The following is a 21,691-nucleotide window of genomic DNA, read 5'->3' as shown; positions in this document are numbered from 1 at the left end:
ATATTATGAAACCATCATGCCGTTAATCGCGGCATGATTAACTGGGAAAATAACTCCTAAGCAGGTTGTCCTAATTAGTGGAACCACTTCTTATATTATTTGCAGTAGTTAAAAAATAACCTTGACTCGCAAAGCCATGTATTTGAAAGTCGTCTAACGGCTCAAAAGAATGAGCGGGGCTGAAACTGGTTAGCAGTTGGCTACTAATAACCAGTAAAGCCCAGCAACGATGTTTAATCGATTTTAATAATACGCACATTATCATTTCCTTTGTTAGCGTAGTCAATGGCACCGGGAGAAGAAGAAATGGCTTTCAGCATTTCTTCTTCACTGTCGACGGTGATGGGGGCCTCCCCTGTGCCAGAATAAATGTTTCTATCCCATATGCGCCTAAGTTTATAAGGGAAAACATGTAGGCTTGTTTTTGAAAATTGTTGATGAAGAGCGTTTTCATCGCTCAACACAAAAACTTTTATGGGGCGGCCGCTGGGCCAATATAGGGTGCGCATGGTAAAGATGTTACGGGCTGCTGTAGCGGATAGCGTATCAACAGGTACGCTAGGGTGCGCAATAAGTTCAACCGCCTGAGAAAGGGGCGATAGTTGGCAAATAAGGCAAAATATAATAAAACGTACTCTTTCCATGAACACGGTTCTTGAAAGTATTAGTTTTCAGTGTAGTACGTTTTATAGATTTGGCAATGCTTGGCCAAAGGAAAGGGGTTAAAGCTTATTTTTTCCTTTTTTAGTAGTCAATGGTTTGTAACCTTGTTTAGTGTGCTTAGTAACAAACTTCTGCACACCTTTCTTTTTAAAGTTCTTTGTGCCAACAGGTTTGCTAGGTATTAAGCAGTTGGGGGCTTCGCCAATGAGGTGTTTTTTGCCAGATTTTAACAGTAAATCTTTGATGACCTTCCAGTTAGCAGGGTCATGATAACGAAGCAGTGCTTTGTGTAAACGACGCTGCTCAATCTTTCTGACGGTGTTCACTTTTTCGCTTTTATAGCTGAGGCCTTTAAGCGGATTTCTCCCAGTGTGATACATCGCCGTTGCGGTGGCCATCGGAGATGGATAGAAGGTTTGCACTTGGTCGGCTTGAAATTTATTTTTTTTCAGCCATAAAGCTAGGTTGACCATGTCTTCGTCTTCGGTGCCAGGATGAGCGGCAATAAAGTACGGAATGAGATACTGTTTTTTCCCGGCTTTTTTGGTGAATTTCTCGAACATGGTTTTAAAGCGATCGTAAGTGCCAATACCCGGTTTCATCATTTTCGATAAAGGCGCTTGCTCAGTATGTTCGGGGGCAATTTTCAAATAACCTCCGACATGATGCGTTACCAGTTCTTCAACGTATTCAGGTGATTCTACTGCAAGGTCATACCGTAGGCCGGAGGCTATTAAAATCCGTTTAACACCTTTAATTTTTCGCGCTTTTTTATATAACTTAATTAACGGGTCGTGGTCTGTATTTAAGTTGTCGCAAATGCCAGGGTACACGCAAGAAGGTCGTCTACAGGCAGCTTCAATATTGGGGTCTTTACAAGCAAGACGATACATATTGGCTGTTGGGCCGCCAAGATCAGAGATTGTGCCGGTAAACCCCGGTGTTTTGTCGCGAATGTCTTCAATCTCGTTCAAGATGGATTGTTCTGAACGATTTTGGATGATGCGCCCTTCGTGTTCGGTAATGGAGCAAAAAGTACAGCCACCAAAACAACCGCGCATGATGTTGATGGAGAAACGGATCATTTCATAAGCGGGAATACGCTGCCCATCATATTTTGGGTGAGGGACGCGTTGAAAGGGCAAGCCAAATACCTCGTCCATTTCTTCGGTGGATAAAGGAATCGGTGGTGGATTTAACCAAACGTCTTTGCCATCGTGGTTTTGTACTAATGCACGCGCATTGCCGGGGTTGGTTTCTAAATGTAAAACCCGTGAAGCATGGGCGTATAAAACAGGGTCGCTTTTTACCTTTTTGTATGAAGGTAAACGTATAACCGTTTTAGCGCGATCAGTTTTGCTGTGTTTAGGTAAAAAGCTGAGTGTGACGACTTGGCTGCCATCGTCGGAATCATTTGTATTGTTGACCTGACATTTTCCGCCGGTTGCTGCGGCCAATTCTTCATCTGACTGATAAGGGTTATTGTGTGGGTCAATTTTACCTGGCCGGTCAATGCGAGTGGAGTCAATGAGTGTCCAACCATCCGGTAATGTATCGCGGACGAACGCCGTGCCGCGAATATCCTTAATATTGGCGATGGCTTCATTTTGGGATAGTCGGTGTGCTAACTCCGCAATAGCTCTCTCCGCATTACCATAGAGTAAAATATCGGCTTGAGAGTCAATTAAAATGGAGCGCCTAACGGCATCATCCCAGTAATCGTAGTGGGCTATCCTTCGTAGGCTCGCTTCAATGCTTCCGAGCACTGTGGGGACATCAGGGAAGGCCTCTTTACATCGCTGTGTATACACAATAACGGCGCGATCTGGACGACGACCTGCCTGATCACCAGGTGTATATGCATCGTCTGAGCGGGCGCGTTTATCCGCAGTATAGCGGTTAATCATTGAGTCCATATTGCCGGCAGCAATACCAAAGAATAAGTTTGGTTTTCCTAGTGCCGAAAAATCTTTGGTACTTTGCCAGTCAGGTTGGTCGATAATGCCAACACGAAAGCCTTGTTTTTCCAGTAGTCGGCCAATAACGGCCATGCCAAAGCTTGGGTGGTCTACATAGGCATCGCCGGTGACGACGATAATATCGCAACTATCCCAACCTAGCGCATCCATTTCTGCGCGGCTTGTCGGTAAGAAAGGTGCTACGCCATAGCACTCCGCCCAATATTTTGGGTATGAGGATAAAGGTTCAGCCGTAGGGATCACAGAATAATGCCATGTTGTTTTAATAATGAACGAAGTCTTTCAACGCGACGTCGGTTAACACCAAAATCGTAATAACCCGTACGGGAGGCCGAGCGTACATGAATAATTTGTTGCTCTATATTTATGATTAAATCGAGATCATCAACAAAACCAAAAACACGACTGGTGATTTCTGCATGAATATGGTTCTCATCATGGATAACAGCGATATTGTTGTCGAGCTGGTTAAGCACCTCTAGCAATCGCTGTTGATCAACTGGCTGATTTTGTTTTAATTTAAAGGGTGCAATAGCATGTTCGTCATCTGCTTTACTGGAGACGCAATTGGGTTTATCTGGGCAAGGTTTTAAAGAAGGCATGTTTGCGTATGCTGGTGAGCACATAGTAATAATTAGGAGTAAAAATAGTGTTTTCATTGGGCTGTTTGGTGTTCGGTTGGTCGAGCAAACCTTTTTGACATTAAAAGGCCTATTTCAAAAAGTAACCACATGGGTAAAGCTAATAAGGTTTGAGAGATAATATCAGGTGGTGTTAATAACATGCCAATAACAAAGGCGCCAACGATGATATAAGGGCGCTTTTCAGCCAAGCTTTGTGGTGTTGATACGCCAGTTTTAACCAACAAAAACGTTGCAATAGGTACTTGGAAGGCCATGCCGAAAGCAAAAAATAGCGTTAGGATGAAATCTAAATATTTGCTGATATCAGTCATCACGGCAACGCCTTCGGGCGCGGTTGCTGTCAGAAACTTGAAGATCAGCGGCATGACGACAAAATAAGCGAACAGCATACCACCATAAAACAGGAAAGTAGCAGCGCTAATTAACGGTAAGGCGATGCGTTGTTCATGTTGATAAAGACCCGGAGACACAAACAGCCAGACTTGGTAGAAAACCCATGGAATGCTAATAAAAACGGACAACATTAGGGTCAGCTTTAGCGGTGTTAGGAAGGGTGAAATCACTTCAATTGCGACCATGCTAGTGCCTTCTGGCATATGGGTTAGCAGCGGTTGAGCGACCAATGAGTAGATGTCATTCGCGAAAGGAGCCAGTGGCAAAAAAACGACGAGCAGACCAATGATCGCGTGAATAAGACGCGTTCGCAATTCAACTAAGTGCGAAACGAAGCTGGTTTCTTGGTCGTTAGGGTCAATGTCTGACATAAGGTAAAACGTTATCAGCAATGAACGCCAATAAAGCGTTAATTACTGCGTCGAGTCGTCTTTTTTAGTATCGTCGTTAGCAACTGATTTTTGATGATCAGTGTCTTTTTCTTTTTCGCCTTCCTTCATCGCGCCTTTGAAGCCTTTGATTGCGCCACCTAAGTCGCCACCAAGGTTACGTAAGCGTTTCGTGCCAAATAATAAAAGCACAATAACGAGAATAATAATTAATTGCCAAATGCCGATGCCACCCATGGTAACCTCTAATTGAAAGTTGTAGTAAGAATCATTCTACTTGGTTCTATTGGCTTTTTCATCTAGCCCAGATAGCCCAAAGCGGCGCTCAAGTTCCTTCAGCACATCGTCAGCACTTAAGTCTTGTTGTGCTAATAAGACCAGTGAATGAAACCACAGATCTGCCGTTTCGTAAATAATTTGTGTTTTATCGCCAGACTTGGCGGCAATGACCGTTTCTGTTGCCTCTTCGCCAATTTTCTTAAGAATGGTATCAAGCCCTTTATCATATAAACTGGCAACATAGGATGCTGTGGGGTCATCTTGCTTGCGCTGCTGCAAGATGGTTTCAAGTCGCTTCAGTATGTTACTCATTTGAATAAATATTTTTGGGGTCTTTTAAAACAGGGTCTGTGTCTTGCCATTGTTCATCGACTAATTGCCGATAAAAGCAACGTTCCCGGCCAGTATGACAAGCAATACCGCCTTTTTGTTCAACAGACAGTAGGATAACATCTCCATCGCAGTCTAAGCGAATATCATTGATGATTTGTTGGTGACCAGATTCTTCACCTTTATGCCAAAGTTTATTGCGAGAACGCGACCAATAAACAGCGTGCCCTTGTTCAACGGTAAGCTGTAAAGCTTGTTGGTTCATCCAAGCAAACATAAGTATTTTGCCTGTTTTGTGGTCTTGAGCTATAGCAGGGAGAAGGCCTTTTTCATCCCATTTTATTTCGTCAAGCCAGGTGCTCATAAGCGAACCTCTATACCATTATCTTGCATGTGCTGTTTTGCTTCACCAATACTAAACTCTGCAAAGTGAAATATGCTAGCAGCGAGGACTGCATCGGCTTTACCTTTAGTGACGCCATCGACTAAATGGTCTAAGGTGCCAACACCGCCAGAGGCAATAACGGGTACTTCAACCGCTTCGCTGATGGCGCGGGTGAGTTCAAGATCAAAGCCAATTTTAGTACCATCACGGTCCATACTGGTGAGTAAAATTTCACCGGCGCCTAAGGCAACCATTTTTTTTGCCCATTCGATGGCATCGATACCGGTTTCTTTTCGGCCACCATGGGTGAATATTTCCCAGCGTTTGGGTTCGCCGTTGGCGCTAACGCATTTAGCGTCAATAGCGACAACAATGCATTGTGAACCAAATCGCTCGGCGGCTTCCTTAACAAAGTTAGGGTTAAAAATAGCTGCGCTATTAATGCCAACTTTGTCTGCCCCTGCTTTTAGCATGCGGCTAATATCGGCTAATTCGCGAATACCTCCACCGACGGTTAGGGGAATAAAGACTTCATCGGCAACTTGTTCTATAACGTGCACAATGGTTTCGCGGTTATCCGAGGTGGCGGTAATATCAAGAAAGGTGATTTCATCCGCTCCTTCTTGGTCATAACGTCTGGCAACTTCAACGGGGTCGCCAGCATCTCGAATATCAACGAACTTGACGCCCTTAACAACACGGCCATTGTCTACATCTAGGCAAGGAATAATACGTTTGGCCAGTGCCATATTAAGCAAACGTCTCGGCTAGTTTTTCACCTTCAGCAAAATCAAGCGTGCCTTCGTAAATAGCCCTACCGGTTATGGCGCCCATGATGCCATCATCGGCCACCTTACCTAGGGCATAAATGTCATCCATATTGGTAATACCGCCAGAGGCAATAACTGGAATACGAATAGAGCGGGCGAGTTTGGCGGTGGCTTCAACATTGACGCCTTTCATCATGCCATCTCGACCGATATCTGTATAAATAATAGACTCAACACCGTCATTTTCAAAATGCTGTGCTAGGTCGATAACATCGTGATTAGATAGTTTTGACCAGCCATCAATAGCGACTTTGCCATCCTTTGCATCTAGGCCAACGATAATATGGCCAGGGAACTCTGCGCAGACATCACCAACAAAGTGGGGGGCGCTGACTGCCTTCGTGCCGATAATGACGTATTGTACGCCAGCATTAAGGTAGGTCTGAATAGTATCTTCGTCGCGGATACCGCCGCCAACTTGGATGATTAAATCGGGGTGAGCCTGCGCAATATCGTGAACAACACCTGCGTTTACAGGCTTGCCAGCAAAAGCACCGTCCAAGTCAACGAGGTGTAGCCGCTTAGCGCCTTCATTTACCCAGCGTGAAGCAACCTCTATAGGGTTGTCTGAAAAAATAGTTTCATCATCCATGCGGCCTTGGCGTAAGCGAACGCACTTACCTTCTTTAAGATCAATGGCGGGAATAAGAATCATGTTAGTTGTTCCTGGTGGTGTTAAGGGTTGCGTTTAAAGGGTATCTGTTTGATTGGAAAAATAGTTAAGCATGTCCATTTGATTCAGCTGTACCATCCCATTTTAAGAAGTTTCTAAGTAACTGCAATCCTGCATGTTGGCTTTTTTCAGGGTGGAATTGTACAGCGACTATATTTTTCCACATAAGCGCACAGGGAAAGGGGTCTGGGTAGTTTGTGGTAGCAGAGGTGTGTTCTTCGCCCACTTCGCTAGCATGATAGCCATGAACAAAATAAAATCGTTCGTTTTGAGCTATATTATTAAAAAGTGGGTTTTTATTTGTGTAATTAACTTCATTCCACCCCATGTGTGGAATTTTAATAGCATTTCCCTGTTCATCATATGTTCCTGATGGAAACTTTATAACATTTCCAGGGATAATGCCTAAGCATGTAACCCCATTGTTCTCATCGCTATGTTGCAATAACGCTTGCATACCAAGACAAATACCGAGTAAAGGTTTGTTCTGTGCGACTTGTTTAATGATGTCATCTAAACCTGTTTTTTGTAGTGCAGCCATACAGTCACGAATAGCGCCTACGCCAGGGAAAACAACGTGATCAGCAGATAAAATAGTATTTTTATCGGCCGTTACAATAACAGTAGCGTTTGGGGAAGCAGTTTTTAGTGCTTTTTCGATGGAGTGTAAGTTCCCCATCCCATAGTCAATAACGGCAACGGTGGCCATAATTTAGATCTCGTTTAGTGTTACAAGCAACCTTTTGTTGAAGGGATGATGCCTTCCATACGGGGGTCTCTTTCTAATGAAAAACGAAGAGCCCGGCCAAACGCTTTAAAGATAGTTTCAGCAACGTGGTGTGCATTAAGGCCTTTTAAATTATCTATATGTAAAGAGATGTTGGCATGGTTTACGAAACCTTGGAAAAATTCACGAAATAAATCAACGTCAAAATCTCCAATTCTTGCGCGAGGGAATTCGACATCGTAAACAAGTCCCGGGCGCCCAGAAAAATCGATTACAACCCGAGATAAAGCTTCGTCTAGTGGTACGTAGGCATGACCATAACGATAAATGCCTTTGCGGTCGCCCAGCGCGTCAGTAACAGCTTTGCCCAATGTAATGCCTAGGTCCTCAACGGTGTGATGAGCGTCGATATGCAAATCGCCCTTGGCATTAATGTCCAAATCTATCATGCCGTGACGAGCAATCTGGTCAAGCATATGTTCGAGAAAGGGGATTCCCGTAGAAAAGTTTGTTATACCGTTACCGTCTAAGTTAATAGAAACTGAGATTTGGGTTTCTAGGGTGTCGCGATTAACAGTTGCTGTTCTGCTATCCATTTTTAAAGTATATGCTATGTTGCGAGTAAGCTGGCATTTTCCCAATAACGAGAAAGGATAGCAAGCAGGAAATAGGCGTTTATCTGTTAGCCGCCAACAACCGGAGGCCAGAGACTTAACGTGTCGCCATCTTTAAGCAGTGTGGAGTCACGTTTGTCTTTGTCGATATAAGTGCCATTTAAAATAACTAAATGGAGAGTCTTATGCGATAAATTTTCACGATCGGCAATGCTGGTGATGGTATCACCTGCTTGAATAGGAACCGTTCTAATTTCTCCGCCTATATTTTCAGGTGCTATTTTAGCTAAAGAGGCGAAAAGTTTGAGGGTGATTGTAGGCATGTTCTATATGGTAAAGACAGAGCAGTCACAACGACTGCTCTGTCGGATAAAAAGTGATAATTTACAAACTTAGGCGTTGTTTTGTTGCTTCTTTAAGTGTGCCGTCTTGATTCCAACCACGAACTTCGTAGTATTCGGGCAACATTCTATCTAGCTCACAAACTTCACCTTTTGCAGGGCCTGCTTTGACAGGCTCACTTAATAAGCGAGGTGGAAGCGTGTCATCGGCAGCTGTGAAACCAGCATTGTTGTTGAACTCACGCTCAAGGTTCCAAACGCGCTCGCCTAATTGGCCGAGTCTTTCAGCTGTCCAGTCGCCTTCGCATGCAGCATCAATTTGTTCTGCCACTTCTTCAATGCCTTGTGCGAAGGATGAGAAGGTGCAGATGCCGGCAGAATCAAACACACTGGTTGTATCTTGGAATGCCATCAGTAGTTCTGCTTTTCCTTCATAGGCTAATGGATCTGTTTTGAAAGGTATCCCGGCTGTTTCTGAGCCGTTAGTGTAACCACGTACGTGACAAGCGCCACGGTTTGATGTGGCATATCCAAGGCCCATGCCTTTTACAGCGCGAGCATCATAGGCTGGGAACTCTTGCCCTTTAACAACAATAGCGAGGTCTGGGCGGCCGTATTTTTCACAAAAACGAAGTGAGCTTTGAGCGAGTTCTTGTCCAAAGCCTTCATGTTTTGCAATCAGTTCAATACATTCCACCATCGCTTCAGCATTGCCAAAGTTCATTTCAATGCCGCCGGTATCTTCTTTTGTGAGTATGCCTAGCTCATATAATTCCATGGCTGCAGCAATAGTGGCGCCTGCTGAGATGGGGTCAAGAGCTTGCTCATTACAGACAAAGTTAGCATAGGTCACGGCGTCTAAATCATCAACGCCGGTATCGCAACCCAATGCCCATGCTGCTTCATATTCGTTACCACCAGAGTTGCCTTTAAAGTGCTTGTGGATGTCATCACGGTTTTTAATGCTGAAATGCTCTGGGTCGATTGTTGAGATGCGTCCGCAAGATATAGTGCAGGCAAAGCAGCCGGCATTTCGTGTTAAATTTGGCTTGCCGTCACTTTCTCTTGGCACAGCCATCGCTTCACTTGACAGTTTAGGTGCATTGTCAAAGGTGCTGTCTTGCCAGTTTCTAGCCGGTAAAGCACCCACTTCGTTCATATGGTTCATCATGACATTGGTACCTAAGGCGCTGAGACCTTGAGTCATTTCACTGTCAGCGATAATTTTTTTAGCTTTGTTGGTGGCTTCGAAGAAACGTTTTGGATCTTTTATATTGCCAACACCTTTGCTGCCTCTAAGGGTCACCGCTTTGACATTTTTTGAACCCATAACAGCGCCTACGCCGGAACGCCCAGCAGCACGATGTAAGTCATTAACGATAGCAGAATATAGGTTGCCCTTTTCACCAGGTAGGCCAATAGCAGCGATTCTTAGTTGAGGGTCTTGGTGTTTATTATGAAGCCATTCATCGGCTTCCCAAACAGATTTGCCCCAAATTTCATCCGCCGGCAGGATCTCGCATTTTTCATCAACGATGCTGATATAAACTGGGGAGCTTGCTTTGCCTTCTAGGATAATCATATCCCAGCCAGCACATTTCATTTCGTTGCCAAAAAAACCACCTGAATTTGAGCAAGCCAGAGCATTGGTTAAGGGGCTTTTAGTGACACAAGAGTAACGACCACCCGTTGAAGCCATGGTGCCTGTTAGTGGGCCTGTTACCATATACAGCTTGTTTTCTGGCGCTAGAGGCTCGACGGTTGGGTCCACTTCTTCTGTAAGGTACTTTGTCGCTAGCCCTCTCTGGCCTAGATAAAGTTCTGCCCACTCCATATTGAGAGGTTCTTCAGAAGATGTCCTGTTTGTTAGATTTATGCGTAATACTTTTTTAGTCCAGCTCATGATCTACACCCTGAATATATTAGAATTGGTTTAGTATAGTAAGTCTGATGTGGATGAAAGACAATATGTTTTGATGAAATAAACGTTGTAGGGTGTAAGGATATGCTTACCCTGATTGAGGTTGTAGATGATTATTTACTAGGGATATCAGGTCTATACTTTTAACGTCGCTAGAAAATTTATGAGAAGGATCTCACCAAACAAGGATTGTTTGCTAGGGAAGTGTAAAGGATTACACAATCAGTATGGATGCTGGTAAGGGTCAAATTTTTTGCCAACCAAGCAATGCGACCACTTAACCGGCGGAGTTTACTCCGCCGGTTTTTTTGTGCCTGATATTAAGACTTTGGTGCGCGTGAGGCACGTTTACGTTCGTTTTCGGTTAGTAATTTTTTTCTTAGACGAATATGGTGAGGTGTGACTTCAACTAACTCGTCATCTTCAATAAACTCAAGCGCTTGTTCTAGCGTCATGACGACGGGAGGAACGAGTGTTAAGGCTTCATCTGTGCCCGATGCACGCACGTTAGTAAGCTGTTTGCCTTTGGTCGGGTTGACGACTAAATCATTACCGCGTGAATGAAGCCCCACGATTTGTCCTTCGTAGACTTCTTCGGCATGACCTAAGAATAATTTACCTCTTTCTTGCAGGTTGAATAAGCCGAAAGCCAATGTTTTGCCTTTGACCATAGAAACTAAAACGCCGTTTTGTCGAGAGGTGATTTCGCCGTCTTTCACTTGACCATAATGATCAAAGACACTGGTCATGATACCCGAGCCAGACGTCAGCGTTAGGAAGTGACCGCGGAAGCCGATTAAACCACGCGAGGGGCTCATAAATTCAAGTCGTATGCGTCCTTTACCGTCAGGCTCCATATTGGTTAGCTCGGCTTTACGTAAACCCATTTCTTCCATAATGGGTCCTTGGTGCTGTTCTTCAATGTCAATTACAACCATTTCGAACGGTTCCTGCATTTTGCCATCAATTTCTTTTTGGATGACTTCAGGGCGAGCAACACCTAGTTCAAAGCCTTCACGTCGCATGGTTTCTATCAGCACAGATAAGTGCAATTCGCCTCGACCAGATACGATGAATTTGTCAGGTGAGTCGCCGGGCTCAACACGCAGAGCAACGTTATGGATAAGTTCTTGGTTAAGACGGTCTTTAATATTGCGCGAAGTGACAAACTTACCATCTTGTCCAGCAAAAGGTGAGTTGTTAACAGAAAAGGTCATGCTAACGGTTGGTTCGTCTACAGACAGCGCAGGCATGGCTTCAACATGATCAGGATCGCAGAGTGTGTCAGAAATTCCAAGACCGTCGATGCCGTTAATGCAAACGATGTCGCCAGCGAATGCTTCGTCAACGTCTATACGTTCAAGGCCTAAATGACCTTTTACGTTTAGTACTTTGCCTTTACGCTGTTTGTCATTGCTATCAATAATAGTAACGGTTTGCCCTGGTTTTAAGCTGCCACGAGTAATGCGACCAACACCAATAACACCCACATAGCTATCGTAGGCCAGTGATGAAATTTGCATTTGGAATGGGGCGTTTACATCAACAACAGGCGTGGGAACGTTGTCTCTAATAATTTCAAATAATGGGGTCATATCATCGGCTAGCTCATCTGCTTCTGGGCCAGCAATACCATTAATGGCAGAGGCATAAATAACAGGAAAATCGAGCTGTTCATCGGTGGCGCCAAGTTTGTCGAACAGGTCAAAAACCTGGTCAATAACCCAGTCAGGGCGTGCGCCTGGCCTGTCAACTTTGTTGATAACAACAATGGGCTTTAAGCCTTGTTCAAAAGCTTTAGAGGTTACAAAGCGTGTTTGTGGCATTGGGCCATCAACTGCATCAACCAATAATAGGACACAATCAACCATTGAAAGAACTCGCTCAACTTCGCCACCAAAATCGGCATGGCCCGGGGTGTCCACAATATTAATATGAAGACCTTGCCACTCAATCGCTGTGTTTTTTGCGAGGATGGTGATGCCGCGCTCTTTTTCTTGGTCGTTAGAATCCATGATTCTTTCTGTACCAGAGTTTTTACGGTCTAATGTGCCGGATTGTTCTAGTAATTTGTCAACGAGGGTGGTTTTGCCATGGTCAACGTGGGCGATAATGGCGATATTACGGAGGTTCTGTTTCACGAAATTAGGTTCCTTTGATTGGGTGAGTATCGGTTGATATGAATATGAGTTATGTATAGAGCGACGTTAGCTTTGTTCCCAAGGGAGTTGATGATAGCGCCAGCCCCCTAGCTTGCCTCGATGGTTGTTTTTATCTTTATCGCCTTCAAAGCCTTCATTCATGTTGTATAAGGACTGGTAGCCAGCCTCTTCTAATAATTTAGCCGCTTCCATTGAGCGTGCGCCACTGCGGCACATTAAAACAATGGTTGTTGACTTTGAAGGGACGTGCTTTTCAACCTGTTCAACAAAATCGGGTAAAGGTTTCCAGTTAGGTGGTCTTTTAAGCGGTACGTGGATAGCGCCAATGGGGTGGCCTACAAAAGAAAATTCAATAAATGTACGGGTGTCGATCAATACGGCATGAGAGTCGTTGTTAAGAATTTCGTAAGCCTGGGTAGGCGAGGTGCTTTTGATGCTAGTCATGGATTGACCTAAATTAACGTTAGCCGCTTATTATACAATGATATTTCTAGTTGAGTGGGGGTTTCAGCATTGCGGGCTTTTGAGCAATGAGAATGGCTTCATTTCGAAGGCCTTTACTAGCGTCGCCAATAAGGCCCTCCTCATGATAAATAATAGGTGTTAGTTGAGAAAAAAGGGATAATAACTCTCCTTTTTTCAGCAAAAAATCAGGGTTGCTTGGCCCGCCCGGTTGCGCTTTTTCACGCGTAAATGTTTGATAAAAAAGCAGCCCTTGTGGCTTTAGTGTGGTGATGATGTCGTCAATGTGTTGTCGGTCTAGAAAGTATGAGACCGTAACAATATCGTAGTAATTTTTTGCAAACACACCATCGTTAATATTAACAACCGAGGTGCGTATATTGTCTGCAGGCCCTTTGCGCTGATCGATCTGACTGATAGCAACCGGTGAAATATCCCAAGCATCGACAGTTAGTCCTCGTTGAGCTAAAAAGAACGTATTGCCGCCCACGCCACAAGCTAGATCGAGGGCACGTCCTTGCTTGGGCAATAGGTGTGAATATTGAGATAACATAGCAGCCGGTTTAGGATCAGCTGCTTCTCGCTGACTATAGATACGGTCCCACTTGTGTTGTAAATCCGACACTAATCGCGCCAAAAAACAGGGCTAAATAAGACCAGCAAGGTGAAAATTTCTAGTCGGCCAAGCAGCATGGAAAAGCAGGCAATCCACTTGCTTGTGTCTGGAAGGGTTGCGTAGCTACTACTAATATCGCCTAGCCCCGGTCCGAGATTGTTAAGGGTTGCTGCAACGGCTGAAAAAGCGGTGATTTGGTCTAGTCCTGTCATCATCATTAAAATCATTAACAGACCAAAAGATAAAATATAGGCAGAAAAGAAACTCCAAACTGCATTGATAACCGGCCTTGAAACGACACGTTGATCAAGTTTTATTGGCATGTCGGCATGTGGATGGATCAAATGTGTTATCTCTTTGCCAAGCTGTTTGAGCAAAATTAAAATGCGGATAACCTTAATGCCGCCTGCTGTAGATCCGCCGCAACCACCATAGAAACTCATAAAAAGAAGTAACACCGGGATGAATAAAGGCCAGTTGGCGTGGTTGGAGGAAGTAAACCCTGTCGTTGTGGCGAATGAGACGACTTGAAATAGGGTTTGTTCAATAATATCAACATGACCTAAAAAAAGTAGGACTCCCGATATCAACAGAGTGTGTACAACGAGAATGCTGAGATAGGTTTGAAACTCATTATTATGAGTATAAACTTTAAGGCTGAGTGATTTGGCTGCTCTAAAGTGAAGTGCGAAATTTATACCCGCAACAAGCATAAATACAATGCAAATATAATTTAAGGCGGTACTGTCAAAAAAAGCAAAGCTCAGGTCATGGGTTGAAAAGCCTCCAATAGAAACGGTACTAAAACTATGTGTTAGTGCGTCAAAAAATGTCATGCCACCGATCCAATAGGCCAGTGTACATGCGATGGTTAAGCCAAGGTAGATCTCCCATAGTGCTTTGGCTGTTTCGGTGATACGGGGTGTCAATTTTGCATCTTTAACGGGCCCAGGCATCTCAGTTTTATAAAGCTGCATTCCACCGATGCCCAGCATAGGTAAGACGGCAACGGCGAGTACGACAATACCCATGCCACCAAACCACTGGAGTTGTTGACGGTAAAAAAGAATAGACTTTGGCAGCGTATCGAGCCCTGTAATAACTGTTGCCCCAGTAGTGGTTAAGCCTGAAATGGATTCAAATATAGAATCGGTTAATGACAAGGAAGGCAGACTAGAGAAATATAGTGGGATGGCTCCGGACAGTCCAAGGCTAACCCAGAAAAGAGTAGCAATAACGAAGCCATCTCGTGTTCTTAAATCTCCTTTAGCATTTTTGGCGCTTAACCAGAGCACAAAGCCGGTTAGGAAAATAGTAAAAAAACCGATCAAAAACGGTTGGTGGTTTTGTTCGTCGTAAATAAAAGACACGGCTATGGGTGGTAGCATGGTGATGCTAAATAGGCCTAATAATAGACCTGATACGCGTCTAATAACGTTGTAATGCATATTTAATTAATAAATCGGCGAAGGAAGGATTTTGGCGGCTGAAAAAGCGCCTCTACCTGGTGAATTAAAGACTTATCTGCAACAAAAATAATCAGGTGGTCACCACTTTTGATAATGACATCCTGTCTTGCTGGAATGGAAATATTCTCTCTTACTAAACCAATAATCATGCTGCCGTTAGGTAGCTTAACATCCCGTATGGCTTGACCATCGAGGTTATTCTTTTGTCCCCTACTTGAGACAATCGCTTCAAATGCTTCGGCTTTGCCCCGCAATAAAGAATGGACACTCGCAATAGCGCCTTGTCTGATATGCGATAATATTTTTCCAATGGTGGTGTGTTGAGGGTAAATGACATTATCAATGGCCCCGTTATCTACCATGCTCATATAGGCATTTCTATCGACTAAGCTCATGACAACCTTTGCGCCAAGGCTTTTGGCCAACATGGAACATAGAATATTCGTTTCATCGTCGCTTGTCAGCGTGCAAAAGACATCGGTTCTGTCAATGTTTTCATCCAGCAAAAAGGCCTCGTCTGTGGTGTCGCCGGACAGTACGATACTATGGTCTAACTGTTCTGATAGCTCGTAGGCTTTTTCGCTGCTTTTAGTGATGATTTTAACTTGTAAGGTGTTCTCAAGCTCTTTAGCTAAACCAAGACCAATGCGGCCGCCACCTGCAATAATTAATCGTTTATAGGCTTTATCTTGATTGAAGAGTACGCTCAGTACTTGCTGAATATCCTTAGATGGCGCAATAAAGAAAACGCGATCATGTTCTTCAATAATGGTGTGATAGTTGGGAATGATGATTTCGCTATCTCTATAAATGAGCGCTATTCTGGCGTAAACGCCACGTAATAAACGGGTCAAATCATCAAGTGATTTCCCGACTAATGCGCAATCTCGGTTGCATTTTGTTTCTACAAGGCTGAGGACGCCGTTAGCGAAGGATAAAACTTGCTGTGAGCCGGGATGCAAAATGAGGTTTTTTATAAATTGTACGATCTCATTTTCGGGGTTGATAATAACGTCAATTGGGATGGCGTTAGGGTTAAAAAGTTGTTCTTGAACGTCAATGAAGGTTCTTGCTCTTACGCGCGCGATTTTTTTCGGGACCTTAAATAAGTAGTGAGCGACTTGGCAAGCGGTCATATTTGTTTCATCGCTGTCTGTTGCGGCGATGATGATATCGGCATACTTGGTGCCGGCGCTTTCTAAGACATCTGGATGAGAGACATTGCCGCAGATGGCTGAAACATCAAGCCTTTCACAGACAGCGTCTATTACTTTTTGATCTTTATCAATCAGTGTGATATCGATATTTTCGCTAGACAAGTTGCTGGCAACGGTAGAGCCTACTCGACCGGCCCCTAAAATAATAATTCTCATAGGATACAGCGATAGCGCGAGTTAGCGTTTTCCTTTAAACTCAATGCCCAAGGCATGAAGTTTGCGGTAAAGGTGAGTTCTTTCCATGCCAGTTGTTTCAGCCAGTTTAGTAACGCTGCCTTTGTGCTGATCAAGGTGGTAATCAAGGTAGGCTTTTTCAAATTGTGCTCTAGCATCTTTAAGGGGTAAATCATAAAAGATTGGTATGTCGTTTGATGTTATGACGGATCTTGCAGATTCACCGAGCGTTGTTTTGACTTCAGTTAGACCGATCTCGTCCCCAATGCCTAGTATTAAGAGGCGTTGAACCACATTCCTTAGTTCGCGTATATTCCCTAACCACGTATAATCGCTTAAAAATTGTTGCGCCGCAATGGTGAATTTACGTTTTGGTAAGTTTTCTCGCTTTATGTAGTGCTGGAGATAGAAATCTAATAGTAAAGGGATATCCTCTTTTCTATCTTTTAACGAGGGCAAATGAAGGCAGGCGACATTCAGTAAATAGTATAAGTCTTTTCTAAATTGACCATTTTGAATGGCTTCTTCCAGGTCTCGTCGGGTCGAGGCGATAACTCTTACATCAGCTTTAACTTCTTCGTGGCCGCCAATGCGTTGAAATGATTTAGATTCTAATGCACTCAGTAAGCGGTGTTGGGTTTCACTGTCCATGTCACCAATTTCATCGATGAACAAGGTACCGTGGTTTGCTTTTTCCAATAAACCGTAGTGAATAGAGTCGCCGTCTTCACGACCAAAAAATTCTTCTAAGGCATTATGGGAAGTGATAATACCTGTATTCAACTCTATAAAAGGCCCTTGTTTTCTGGTGCTATGTTCGTGAATATATCGTGCGAGTGTTTCTTTACCGCTACCAGGTTCGCCCGTTAATAATATGCGAGTGTCATGCTGTCCGAGCCGGCGTGCCTGCTCAAGAAGTTGTTGAATTTGTGGGCTGCTGCCAAGAGGCTCCTGAATGGTATTTGAATATTGTTTAAGGTCGATATTCTCTTGTTTAAGTTTTTCAGCTTCCAGTGCGCGTTCAATGGTCAGTAATAGTTTGGCAATGGATAATGGCTTTTCTAGAAAGTCATAAGCGCCTAAACGCGTGGCTTCCACAGCGGTTTCAACGGTGCCGTGCCCAGACATCATAATGACCGGGCAAGATAAATCTCCCGATGTAGACCAGTCTTTTAATAAGGTGACGCCGTCGGTATTCGGCATCCAAATATCCAGTAAAATTAAGTCATGGCGACACTCATGACGTGCTTGCTGAGCGGTTACAGCGCTATCAGCAGTAGATACTTCATAGTCTTCATCTTCGAGAATATCCCTAATTAGGCTGCGAATATCGGGTTCGTCGTCAATAACAAGAATATGAGGTTTGTTCATAAAGTGTATCCGTAATGATTAGGTTTTTTTAGGGAGTCGTAATAGGGAGTTGAATAATGAAATTAGCCCCGTGTGGAGTAACCGGCTTGGTAATGATCGTGCCGCCATGTTCCTCGATGATTTTTTTAACAATAGCCAGTCCAAGCCCAGTACCTTTCTCTTTGGTCGTCGCATAGGGCTCGAAAATGCGTTCAATATCGGAATTATCTACGCCTGGGCCATTATCAGCAATACAAATCTCGATTGAATCATTGGCTTTATTGTAGTTGGCCGATATGTTGATTTCTCCAAATTCGTCGTCAGCAATGGCTTCTTGCGCATTTTTTATCAGGTTAATGAAAACTTGTCGTAATCGAACTGGGTCTGCATAGGCGTTGGGTAAATCGTTATCAATAGTTACTATAAGGTGTTGAACTTGGCCTTGATACAAAGAAGCGATGTCATCGATAAGCTGGCTTATTGATATCACTTGGGGTTTGGACTGTGGTGGGCGTGCGAAATTCGAAAAGTCATTGACCATGCTTTTTAAGGCGCTGACCTGTTGTACGATGGTCTCTGTCGATTTTTTCAGTACTTTATTGGCATCATCATTGAGCTGTGAGTGAAGTTTTCTTTGTAGCCGTTCAGCAGATAATTGAATCGGGGTTAAAGGGTTTTTAATTTCATGTGCTAGACGTTGAGCGACTTCGCTCCACGCCGCGTTTCTTTGTGACTGGATAATGGGGGTAACATCATCAAAAATTAACACGTAACCAGATAATGTTTTATCGGCGGCATACAAGGGAGTGCCTTTTAGACGTAGAGTTTTCTTTTGATGGTTAATATAGAAGATGAATTCTCGTTGCCATTCTTTTTCTTTAGCGGAAAAATTATCAATCAGTAAACTGGTAAAGGCTTCTAATTCTGGGAATTTAGCGGCAATGTCGGCAAGTGAGTATTCAATACAGGCCGATAAGGGGTGTTCGAGAATCTGGTTGGCACCATAATTGGTTGTTTTAAGTCGTAACGTAAGGTCAAAGCCTAAAACACCATTAGAAAGGTGGCTTAATATGGTTTCTAAATGAGCATGTTGGTTCTCCGCGTCTCGTTGGGCGTTATAGGCTGCTTGTCGAGAGCTAGATATTCGCAATGTCATGGCATTAAAAGAATTAATGAGGAAGCCAAGTTCGTCTTTTCGATTGGTTTTTAGTTTCTTTTCGTAATTCCCTTCGGCAATAGCTTGAGTGCCTTTGACTAATTGGCGAATCGGTGCGACTAGCTCTCTTGCAAACACAAAGGCTGCCCAGCTAGCAGCTAAAATACTAAATAGTAGAGCAAGAGAGAGTGTCAGGGTGAAACTAAACTTTAAAGAGTCTCGTAAATAACTGAATTCTTGATAGGTCGTATAAGCATCTTCTACCGAGTCGGCTAATTGACTAATATCTTCGGGTATCTCATAGATGGCTTGTAGGTAGCGCCTTGGATTGGTGTTTTTAATTTCCACGATGCTGCGGACAATTAAGCCTTTATCGGAGCTAGGTTCGAAGCCAATAAATTCTCGGTTTTGTTTGGCGAGCAGAAGCGTTGAACTGTCAGGCGTATTGGGAATGAGTACGCTGGGATCAATGTTAGTTGTGGCAATAATCTGCCCTTGTCTTGAAAAGGCGGTGAGTTCATTGGCATTGGTTTGTGCGCGTAGGCCGGCTAAGGTTAGCGATAAAAAGATATCTGGTTCGCTTTCTAGCTGACTAGCTAATTGACGAGTCTCCTTCATTAAGGAAAGAGTACGGTTATCTAGGGATCGGCGGCTCAGTGTTAATGAGCTTTCCATCGCGGTGTCTATTTTTGCATCAAACCAACTGTCAATACTTTGGTGTAGGAGCTGACTAGAAAAGTAAAAAACAATGCCAGTTGGGATCACAGAAATGGCAAAAAAAAGCAGCACAATGTGTACCGTAATACGTGAACCAACGGCTTGAGTTGAAAACTGTTGCCAAAGCCAGCGAATGTTTGAGAATAGCAGTCCGAATAAGAAAATAGTGCCTGCGATATTGATCAGAATAAGTGCAGAAAACAAGCCATTGAATTGAGAGTTAGACTCTGTTGCATGGCTCATCAAGTACAGGCTAAATAGCAGGCTGAGTAACACACCTGCGGGAATAAAATAGGCTCTCTTTTTTACTGGGCTAGTGGCCATTGAAAGGTATTGCTACGTAAGTGCCAGCCAGGGGTTATATAAGCTAAAGGGCGCATTGGAAGTGGTAATGCTTCAATATTTAGGTAGGCGTTTAAAGAAGCATTGGCATTAATGTGAGGGCTGTTTGTTAATGTGTATATAGGGATGTCAGTCAGTGTGCCTAATGAGTGAAGCGCTGCCGAAAGGCTGGAAAAGTTAAGTCGTATATTATTGGTGGTATCAGAGACTTGATAGATTTTAGCTAAAGTATGGTATCTCAGTTGATAGGGTAGGGTGAGGTTTGTATGGTGTTTGTTCCAAAGCCATTTTCTAGGTTCAGTGATTGAAAGGTCAATGTTGAAGGTAAGAGTGACTCCGTTGTGCAAAGCTTCGATGGCTTCATCGCTGAGGTTATAGACTATAAGACTGTTGAGCAAAAAAGTGCTGTCTTGCTGCGTTAGTGTGGCTGTTTTTATGGTGATATTGGGTTTTTCATCGGCCAGTAGGTTTGCTGGTAATAGCAGGCAAGCAAAAAAAAGCATGAAGAAGGAGAGTCGACAATAAAAGCGAATCGCCGGCATTAGATTTTTGTTAAACATGCGTAATAAAAACCATCCATATTGTTATCACCCGGTAAAATTTGCTGGCCATGTTCACAAGTGTGACCCCATTCAGCATTTATTTTAATTTCTTTTGCATCAGGGTGTTCGGCCAGAAAAGTAGATATTTGTTGGCTGTTTTCAGCTGATAATATAGAGCAGGTTGCATATAAAAGCACACCCTTTTTATCGAGCAAGGGCCAGATGGTTTTTAATAGCTTGCTTTGTAGTTCGATAAGAGCAGGAATGTCGGATGGTTGACGTAATATTTTAATGTCGGGGTGGCGTCTGATTACGCCTGTAGCGGAGCAGGGTGCATCTAGTAGAATGCGTTGAAAAGGTTTTTCATCAAACCATTCGTCGGCTTCTAGTGCATCAACGGTCATGACCTCAGCGTTGAGCTTTAATCGTTGAAGGTTTTCTAGAACACGTTGATTGCGCTTTTCATCAATATCAAGCGCTAGCAGAGAAACGGTGCCGGCGGCCTGTTCTAAAATATGGGCTGCTTTACCGCCTGGCGCTGCGCAGACGTCTAATATGCGTTGCCCGCCTTTAATGTCTAACAGTTCAGCCGCTAGTTGAGCTGCGCCGTCTTGTACTGAAGAGGCGCCCTGCCAGAAGTCAGGCAGTTGATCAACATTGACCGGTTTTTCCAGTGTTAAACCTACTGTGTTGAAAGGGTTTTTTGTTGCGTGAATAGCGTTGTCGCTTAATTGCTGTAGATAGTGGTCTCGCGTGACTATTTTTTGATTAACCCGAATGGACATGGGCGGGTACTGGTTGTTTGCGGCAAGAATTTTTTTAGTTTGCTGTCCCCAACTTTTTGATATTTCTTTGACGAGCCAATCTGGATGAGAGAAGCGTTGGTTAGGTTGTTCGTCAACGGTTTTTTCAAGTGATTCTCTGTTGCGTAAAAAGTTGCGTAAAACGCCATTAAGCACACCGTTCGCCCAGCTTTTTTTTCCACGTTTACATTGGCTTACAGTCTCTGATACGGCGGCGTGGTCAGGTGTGCTGAGATAAATGATTTGGTACAAGCCGATTAAGGCCAGTACAGTAATATCCAAGTCTTTAGCTTTAAAGGGTTTCTTCAATAAAAGGTGGAGAATGGCATCGAGACGACTGTGCCAGCGAAGAGTGCCGTAGCAAAGTTCTCGACAGAATGCCTTTTCACGAGGCTCTAAATTTTCACTTAAACTTAAGGCATCGGTGAGTGATTTGCCGTGTTGGATAACGGCGCATATAACAAGAACAGCCGTTTCCCGGGCAGAGTGGCTAGTGTTTTTCTTTGCGTTCAT

General features: G+C 43.8%; 22 protein-coding genes. All 22 read right to left on the bottom strand.

Annotated features, from left to right (window positions below):
- Nucleotides 1-233: 233 nt before the first annotated feature.
- The 22 genes from KUG63_RS02360 to rsmB all read right to left on the bottom strand — a co-directional run bounded on the left by KUG63_RS02360 (nt 234) and on the right by rsmB (nt 21,691).
- A complete protein-coding gene (locus KUG63_RS02360) occupies nt 234-644 on the bottom strand; it encodes a hypothetical protein (protein ID WP_287553900.1) in 411 nt (136 codons plus the stop codon).
- Between the two features lie 78 nt (nt 645-722).
- Nucleotides 723-2,882: a YgiQ family radical SAM protein gene (locus KUG63_RS02355; RefSeq protein WP_413464109.1), complete on the bottom strand. Its 2,160-nt coding sequence runs from the start codon at nt 2,880-2,882 to the stop codon at nt 723-725.
- On the bottom strand, nt 2,882-3,244 hold the full coding sequence (locus tag KUG63_RS02350; RefSeq protein ID WP_015006928.1) for a DUF1499 domain-containing protein: 363 nt from the start codon (nt 3,242-3,244) through the stop codon (nt 2,882-2,884). Before KUG63_RS02350 ends, KUG63_RS02355 begins: the two co-directional genes overlap by 1 nt.
- Before the next feature lie 53 nt (nt 3,245-3,297).
- Nucleotides 3,298-4,050 (bottom strand): twin-arginine translocase subunit TatC, encoded by a 753-nt coding sequence (gene tatC, locus KUG63_RS02345; RefSeq protein WP_015006927.1) that lies wholly within the window; start codon nt 4,048-4,050, stop codon nt 3,298-3,300.
- Between the two features lie 42 nt (nt 4,051-4,092).
- Nucleotides 4,093-4,305 carry a Sec-independent protein translocase subunit TatA gene (gene tatA / locus KUG63_RS02340; protein WP_015006926.1) on the bottom strand — a complete coding sequence of 71 codons (213 nt, stop codon included), beginning with the start codon at nt 4,303-4,305 and terminating at the stop codon, nt 4,093-4,095.
- A gap of 36 nt (nt 4,306-4,341) precedes the next feature.
- Nucleotides 4,342-4,659 (bottom strand): phosphoribosyl-ATP diphosphatase, encoded by a 318-nt coding sequence (locus KUG63_RS02335; RefSeq protein WP_015006925.1) that lies wholly within the window; start codon nt 4,657-4,659, stop codon nt 4,342-4,344.
- Nucleotides 4,652-5,041: a phosphoribosyl-AMP cyclohydrolase gene (gene hisI, locus KUG63_RS02330; protein WP_015006924.1), complete on the bottom strand. Its 390-nt coding sequence runs from the start codon at nt 5,039-5,041 to the stop codon at nt 4,652-4,654. Before hisI ends, KUG63_RS02335 begins: the two co-directional genes overlap by 8 nt.
- The gene (gene hisF / locus KUG63_RS02325) at nt 5,038-5,811 is read right to left on the bottom strand and encodes an imidazole glycerol phosphate synthase subunit HisF (protein ID WP_015006923.1); all 774 of its coding nucleotides are present in this window, start codon (nt 5,809-5,811) and stop codon (nt 5,038-5,040) included. Before hisF ends, hisI begins: the two co-directional genes overlap by 4 nt.
- Nucleotide 5,812: 1 nt before the next feature.
- Nucleotides 5,813-6,547 carry a 1-(5-phosphoribosyl)-5-[(5-phosphoribosylamino)methylideneamino]imidazole-4-carboxamide isomerase gene (gene hisA / locus KUG63_RS02320; RefSeq protein ID WP_287553895.1) on the bottom strand — a complete coding sequence of 245 codons (735 nt, stop codon included), beginning with the start codon at nt 6,545-6,547 and terminating at the stop codon, nt 5,813-5,815.
- A 64-nt stretch (nt 6,548-6,611) separates the two neighbouring features.
- On the bottom strand, nt 6,612-7,274 hold the full coding sequence (gene hisH / locus KUG63_RS02315; RefSeq protein ID WP_073023244.1) for an imidazole glycerol phosphate synthase subunit HisH: 663 nt from the start codon (nt 7,272-7,274) through the stop codon (nt 6,612-6,614).
- Between the two features lie 20 nt (nt 7,275-7,294).
- Entirely contained in the window at nt 7,295-7,888 is a 594-nt protein-coding gene (gene hisB / locus KUG63_RS02310; protein ID WP_287553892.1) for an imidazoleglycerol-phosphate dehydratase HisB, read from the bottom strand.
- 86 nt (nt 7,889-7,974) lie between these two features.
- On the bottom strand, nt 7,975-8,229 hold the full coding sequence (locus KUG63_RS02305; protein WP_015006919.1) for a MoaD/ThiS family protein: 255 nt from the start codon (nt 8,227-8,229) through the stop codon (nt 7,975-7,977).
- 61 nt (nt 8,230-8,290) lie between these two features.
- Nucleotides 8,291-10,150 carry an aldehyde ferredoxin oxidoreductase family protein gene (locus KUG63_RS02300; RefSeq protein WP_015006918.1) on the bottom strand — a complete coding sequence of 620 codons (1,860 nt, stop codon included), beginning with the start codon at nt 10,148-10,150 and terminating at the stop codon, nt 8,291-8,293.
- Nucleotides 10,151-10,488: 338 nt separating this feature from the next.
- Complete coding sequence (gene typA, locus KUG63_RS02295; RefSeq protein ID WP_015006917.1) at nt 10,489-12,309, bottom strand: translational GTPase TypA; 1,821 nt, start codon at nt 12,307-12,309, stop codon at nt 10,489-10,491.
- Between the two features lie 66 nt (nt 12,310-12,375).
- Complete coding sequence (locus tag KUG63_RS02290; RefSeq protein WP_016390842.1) at nt 12,376-12,774, bottom strand: rhodanese-like domain-containing protein; 399 nt, start codon at nt 12,772-12,774, stop codon at nt 12,376-12,378.
- 46 nt (nt 12,775-12,820) lie between these two features.
- A complete protein-coding gene (locus tag KUG63_RS02285) occupies nt 12,821-13,417 on the bottom strand; it encodes a class I SAM-dependent methyltransferase (protein ID WP_015006915.1) in 597 nt (198 codons plus the stop codon).
- A complete protein-coding gene (locus KUG63_RS02280; RefSeq protein WP_015006914.1) occupies nt 13,417-14,856 on the bottom strand; it encodes a TrkH family potassium uptake protein in 1,440 nt (479 codons plus the stop codon). The genes KUG63_RS02285 and KUG63_RS02280 overlap by 1 nt, the downstream gene beginning before the upstream one ends.
- A 2-nt stretch (nt 14,857-14,858) precedes the next feature.
- Nucleotides 14,859-16,259 carry a Trk system potassium transporter TrkA gene (gene trkA, locus KUG63_RS02275; RefSeq protein WP_287017738.1) on the bottom strand — a complete coding sequence of 467 codons (1,401 nt, stop codon included), beginning with the start codon at nt 16,257-16,259 and terminating at the stop codon, nt 14,859-14,861.
- 12 nt (nt 16,260-16,271) lie between these two features.
- On the bottom strand, nt 16,272-17,639 hold the full coding sequence (locus tag KUG63_RS02270) for a sigma-54-dependent transcriptional regulator (protein WP_015006912.1): 1,368 nt from the start codon (nt 17,637-17,639) through the stop codon (nt 16,272-16,274).
- A gap of 28 nt (nt 17,640-17,667) precedes the next feature.
- Complete coding sequence (locus KUG63_RS02265; protein WP_015006911.1) at nt 17,668-19,815, bottom strand: ATP-binding protein; 2,148 nt, start codon at nt 19,813-19,815, stop codon at nt 17,668-17,670.
- A complete protein-coding gene (locus KUG63_RS02260) occupies nt 19,797-20,393 on the bottom strand; it encodes a DUF4390 domain-containing protein (protein ID WP_016390847.1) in 597 nt (198 codons plus the stop codon). Before KUG63_RS02260 ends, KUG63_RS02265 begins: the two co-directional genes overlap by 19 nt.
- The gene (gene rsmB, locus KUG63_RS02255; RefSeq protein WP_015006909.1) at nt 20,375-21,691 is read right to left on the bottom strand and encodes a 16S rRNA (cytosine(967)-C(5))-methyltransferase RsmB; all 1,317 of its coding nucleotides are present in this window, start codon (nt 21,689-21,691) and stop codon (nt 20,375-20,377) included. The genes KUG63_RS02260 and rsmB overlap by 19 nt, the downstream gene beginning before the upstream one ends.

It is taken from the genome of Cycloclasticus sp. (assembly GCF_019090545.1).
Lineage (GTDB): Bacteria > Pseudomonadota > Gammaproteobacteria > Methylococcales > Cycloclasticaceae > Cycloclasticus > Cycloclasticus pugetii.
This window is presented reverse-complemented; position numbering and strand designations above follow the sequence as displayed.

What these genes read in the sequence shown, in the direction of transcription:
- KUG63_RS02360 (WP_287553900.1), bottom strand. Translation starts at nt 644, where the DNA reads ATGGAAAGAGTACGTTTTATTATATTTTGCCTTATTTGCCAACTATCG.
- KUG63_RS02350 (WP_015006928.1), bottom strand. Translation starts at nt 3,244, where the DNA reads ATGCCTTCTTTAAAACCTTGCCCAGATAAACCCAATTGCGTCTCCAGT.
- tatC (WP_015006927.1), bottom strand. Translation starts at nt 4,050, where the DNA reads ATGTCAGACATTGACCCTAACGACCAAGAAACCAGCTTCGTTTCGCAC.
- tatA (WP_015006926.1), bottom strand. Translation starts at nt 4,305, where the DNA reads ATGGGTGGCATCGGCATTTGGCAATTAATTATTATTCTCGTTATTGTG.
- KUG63_RS02335 (WP_015006925.1), bottom strand. Translation starts at nt 4,659, where the DNA reads ATGAGTAACATACTGAAGCGACTTGAAACCATCTTGCAGCAGCGCAAG.
- hisI (WP_015006924.1), bottom strand. Translation starts at nt 5,041, where the DNA reads ATGAGCACCTGGCTTGACGAAATAAAATGGGATGAAAAAGGCCTTCTC.
- hisF (WP_015006923.1), bottom strand. Translation starts at nt 5,811, where the DNA reads ATGGCACTGGCCAAACGTATTATTCCTTGCCTAGATGTAGACAATGGC.
- hisA (WP_287553895.1), bottom strand. Translation starts at nt 6,547, where the DNA reads ATGATTCTTATTCCCGCCATTGATCTTAAAGAAGGTAAGTGCGTTCGC.
- hisH (WP_073023244.1), bottom strand. Translation starts at nt 7,274, where the DNA reads ATGGCCACCGTTGCCGTTATTGACTATGGGATGGGGAACTTACACTCC.
- hisB (WP_287553892.1), bottom strand. Translation starts at nt 7,888, where the DNA reads ATGGATAGCAGAACAGCAACTGTTAATCGCGACACCCTAGAAACCCAA.
- KUG63_RS02305 (WP_015006919.1), bottom strand. Translation starts at nt 8,229, where the DNA reads ATGCCTACAATCACCCTCAAACTTTTCGCCTCTTTAGCTAAAATAGCA.
- KUG63_RS02300 (WP_015006918.1), bottom strand. Translation starts at nt 10,150, where the DNA reads ATGAGCTGGACTAAAAAAGTATTACGCATAAATCTAACAAACAGGACA.
- KUG63_RS02290 (WP_016390842.1), bottom strand. Translation starts at nt 12,774, where the DNA reads ATGACTAGCATCAAAAGCACCTCGCCTACCCAGGCTTACGAAATTCTT.
- KUG63_RS02280 (WP_015006914.1), bottom strand. Translation starts at nt 14,856, where the DNA reads ATGCATTACAACGTTATTAGACGCGTATCAGGTCTATTATTAGGCCTA.
- KUG63_RS02270 (WP_015006912.1), bottom strand. Translation starts at nt 17,639, where the DNA reads ATGAACAAACCTCATATTCTTGTTATTGACGACGAACCCGATATTCGC.
- KUG63_RS02265 (WP_015006911.1), bottom strand. Translation starts at nt 19,815, where the DNA reads ATGGCCACTAGCCCAGTAAAAAAGAGAGCCTATTTTATTCCCGCAGGT.
- KUG63_RS02260 (WP_016390847.1), bottom strand. Translation starts at nt 20,393, where the DNA reads ATGTTTAACAAAAATCTAATGCCGGCGATTCGCTTTTATTGTCGACTC.
- rsmB (WP_015006909.1), bottom strand. Translation starts at nt 21,691, where the DNA reads ATGAACGCAAAGAAAAACACTAGCCACTCTGCCCGGGAAACGGCTGTT.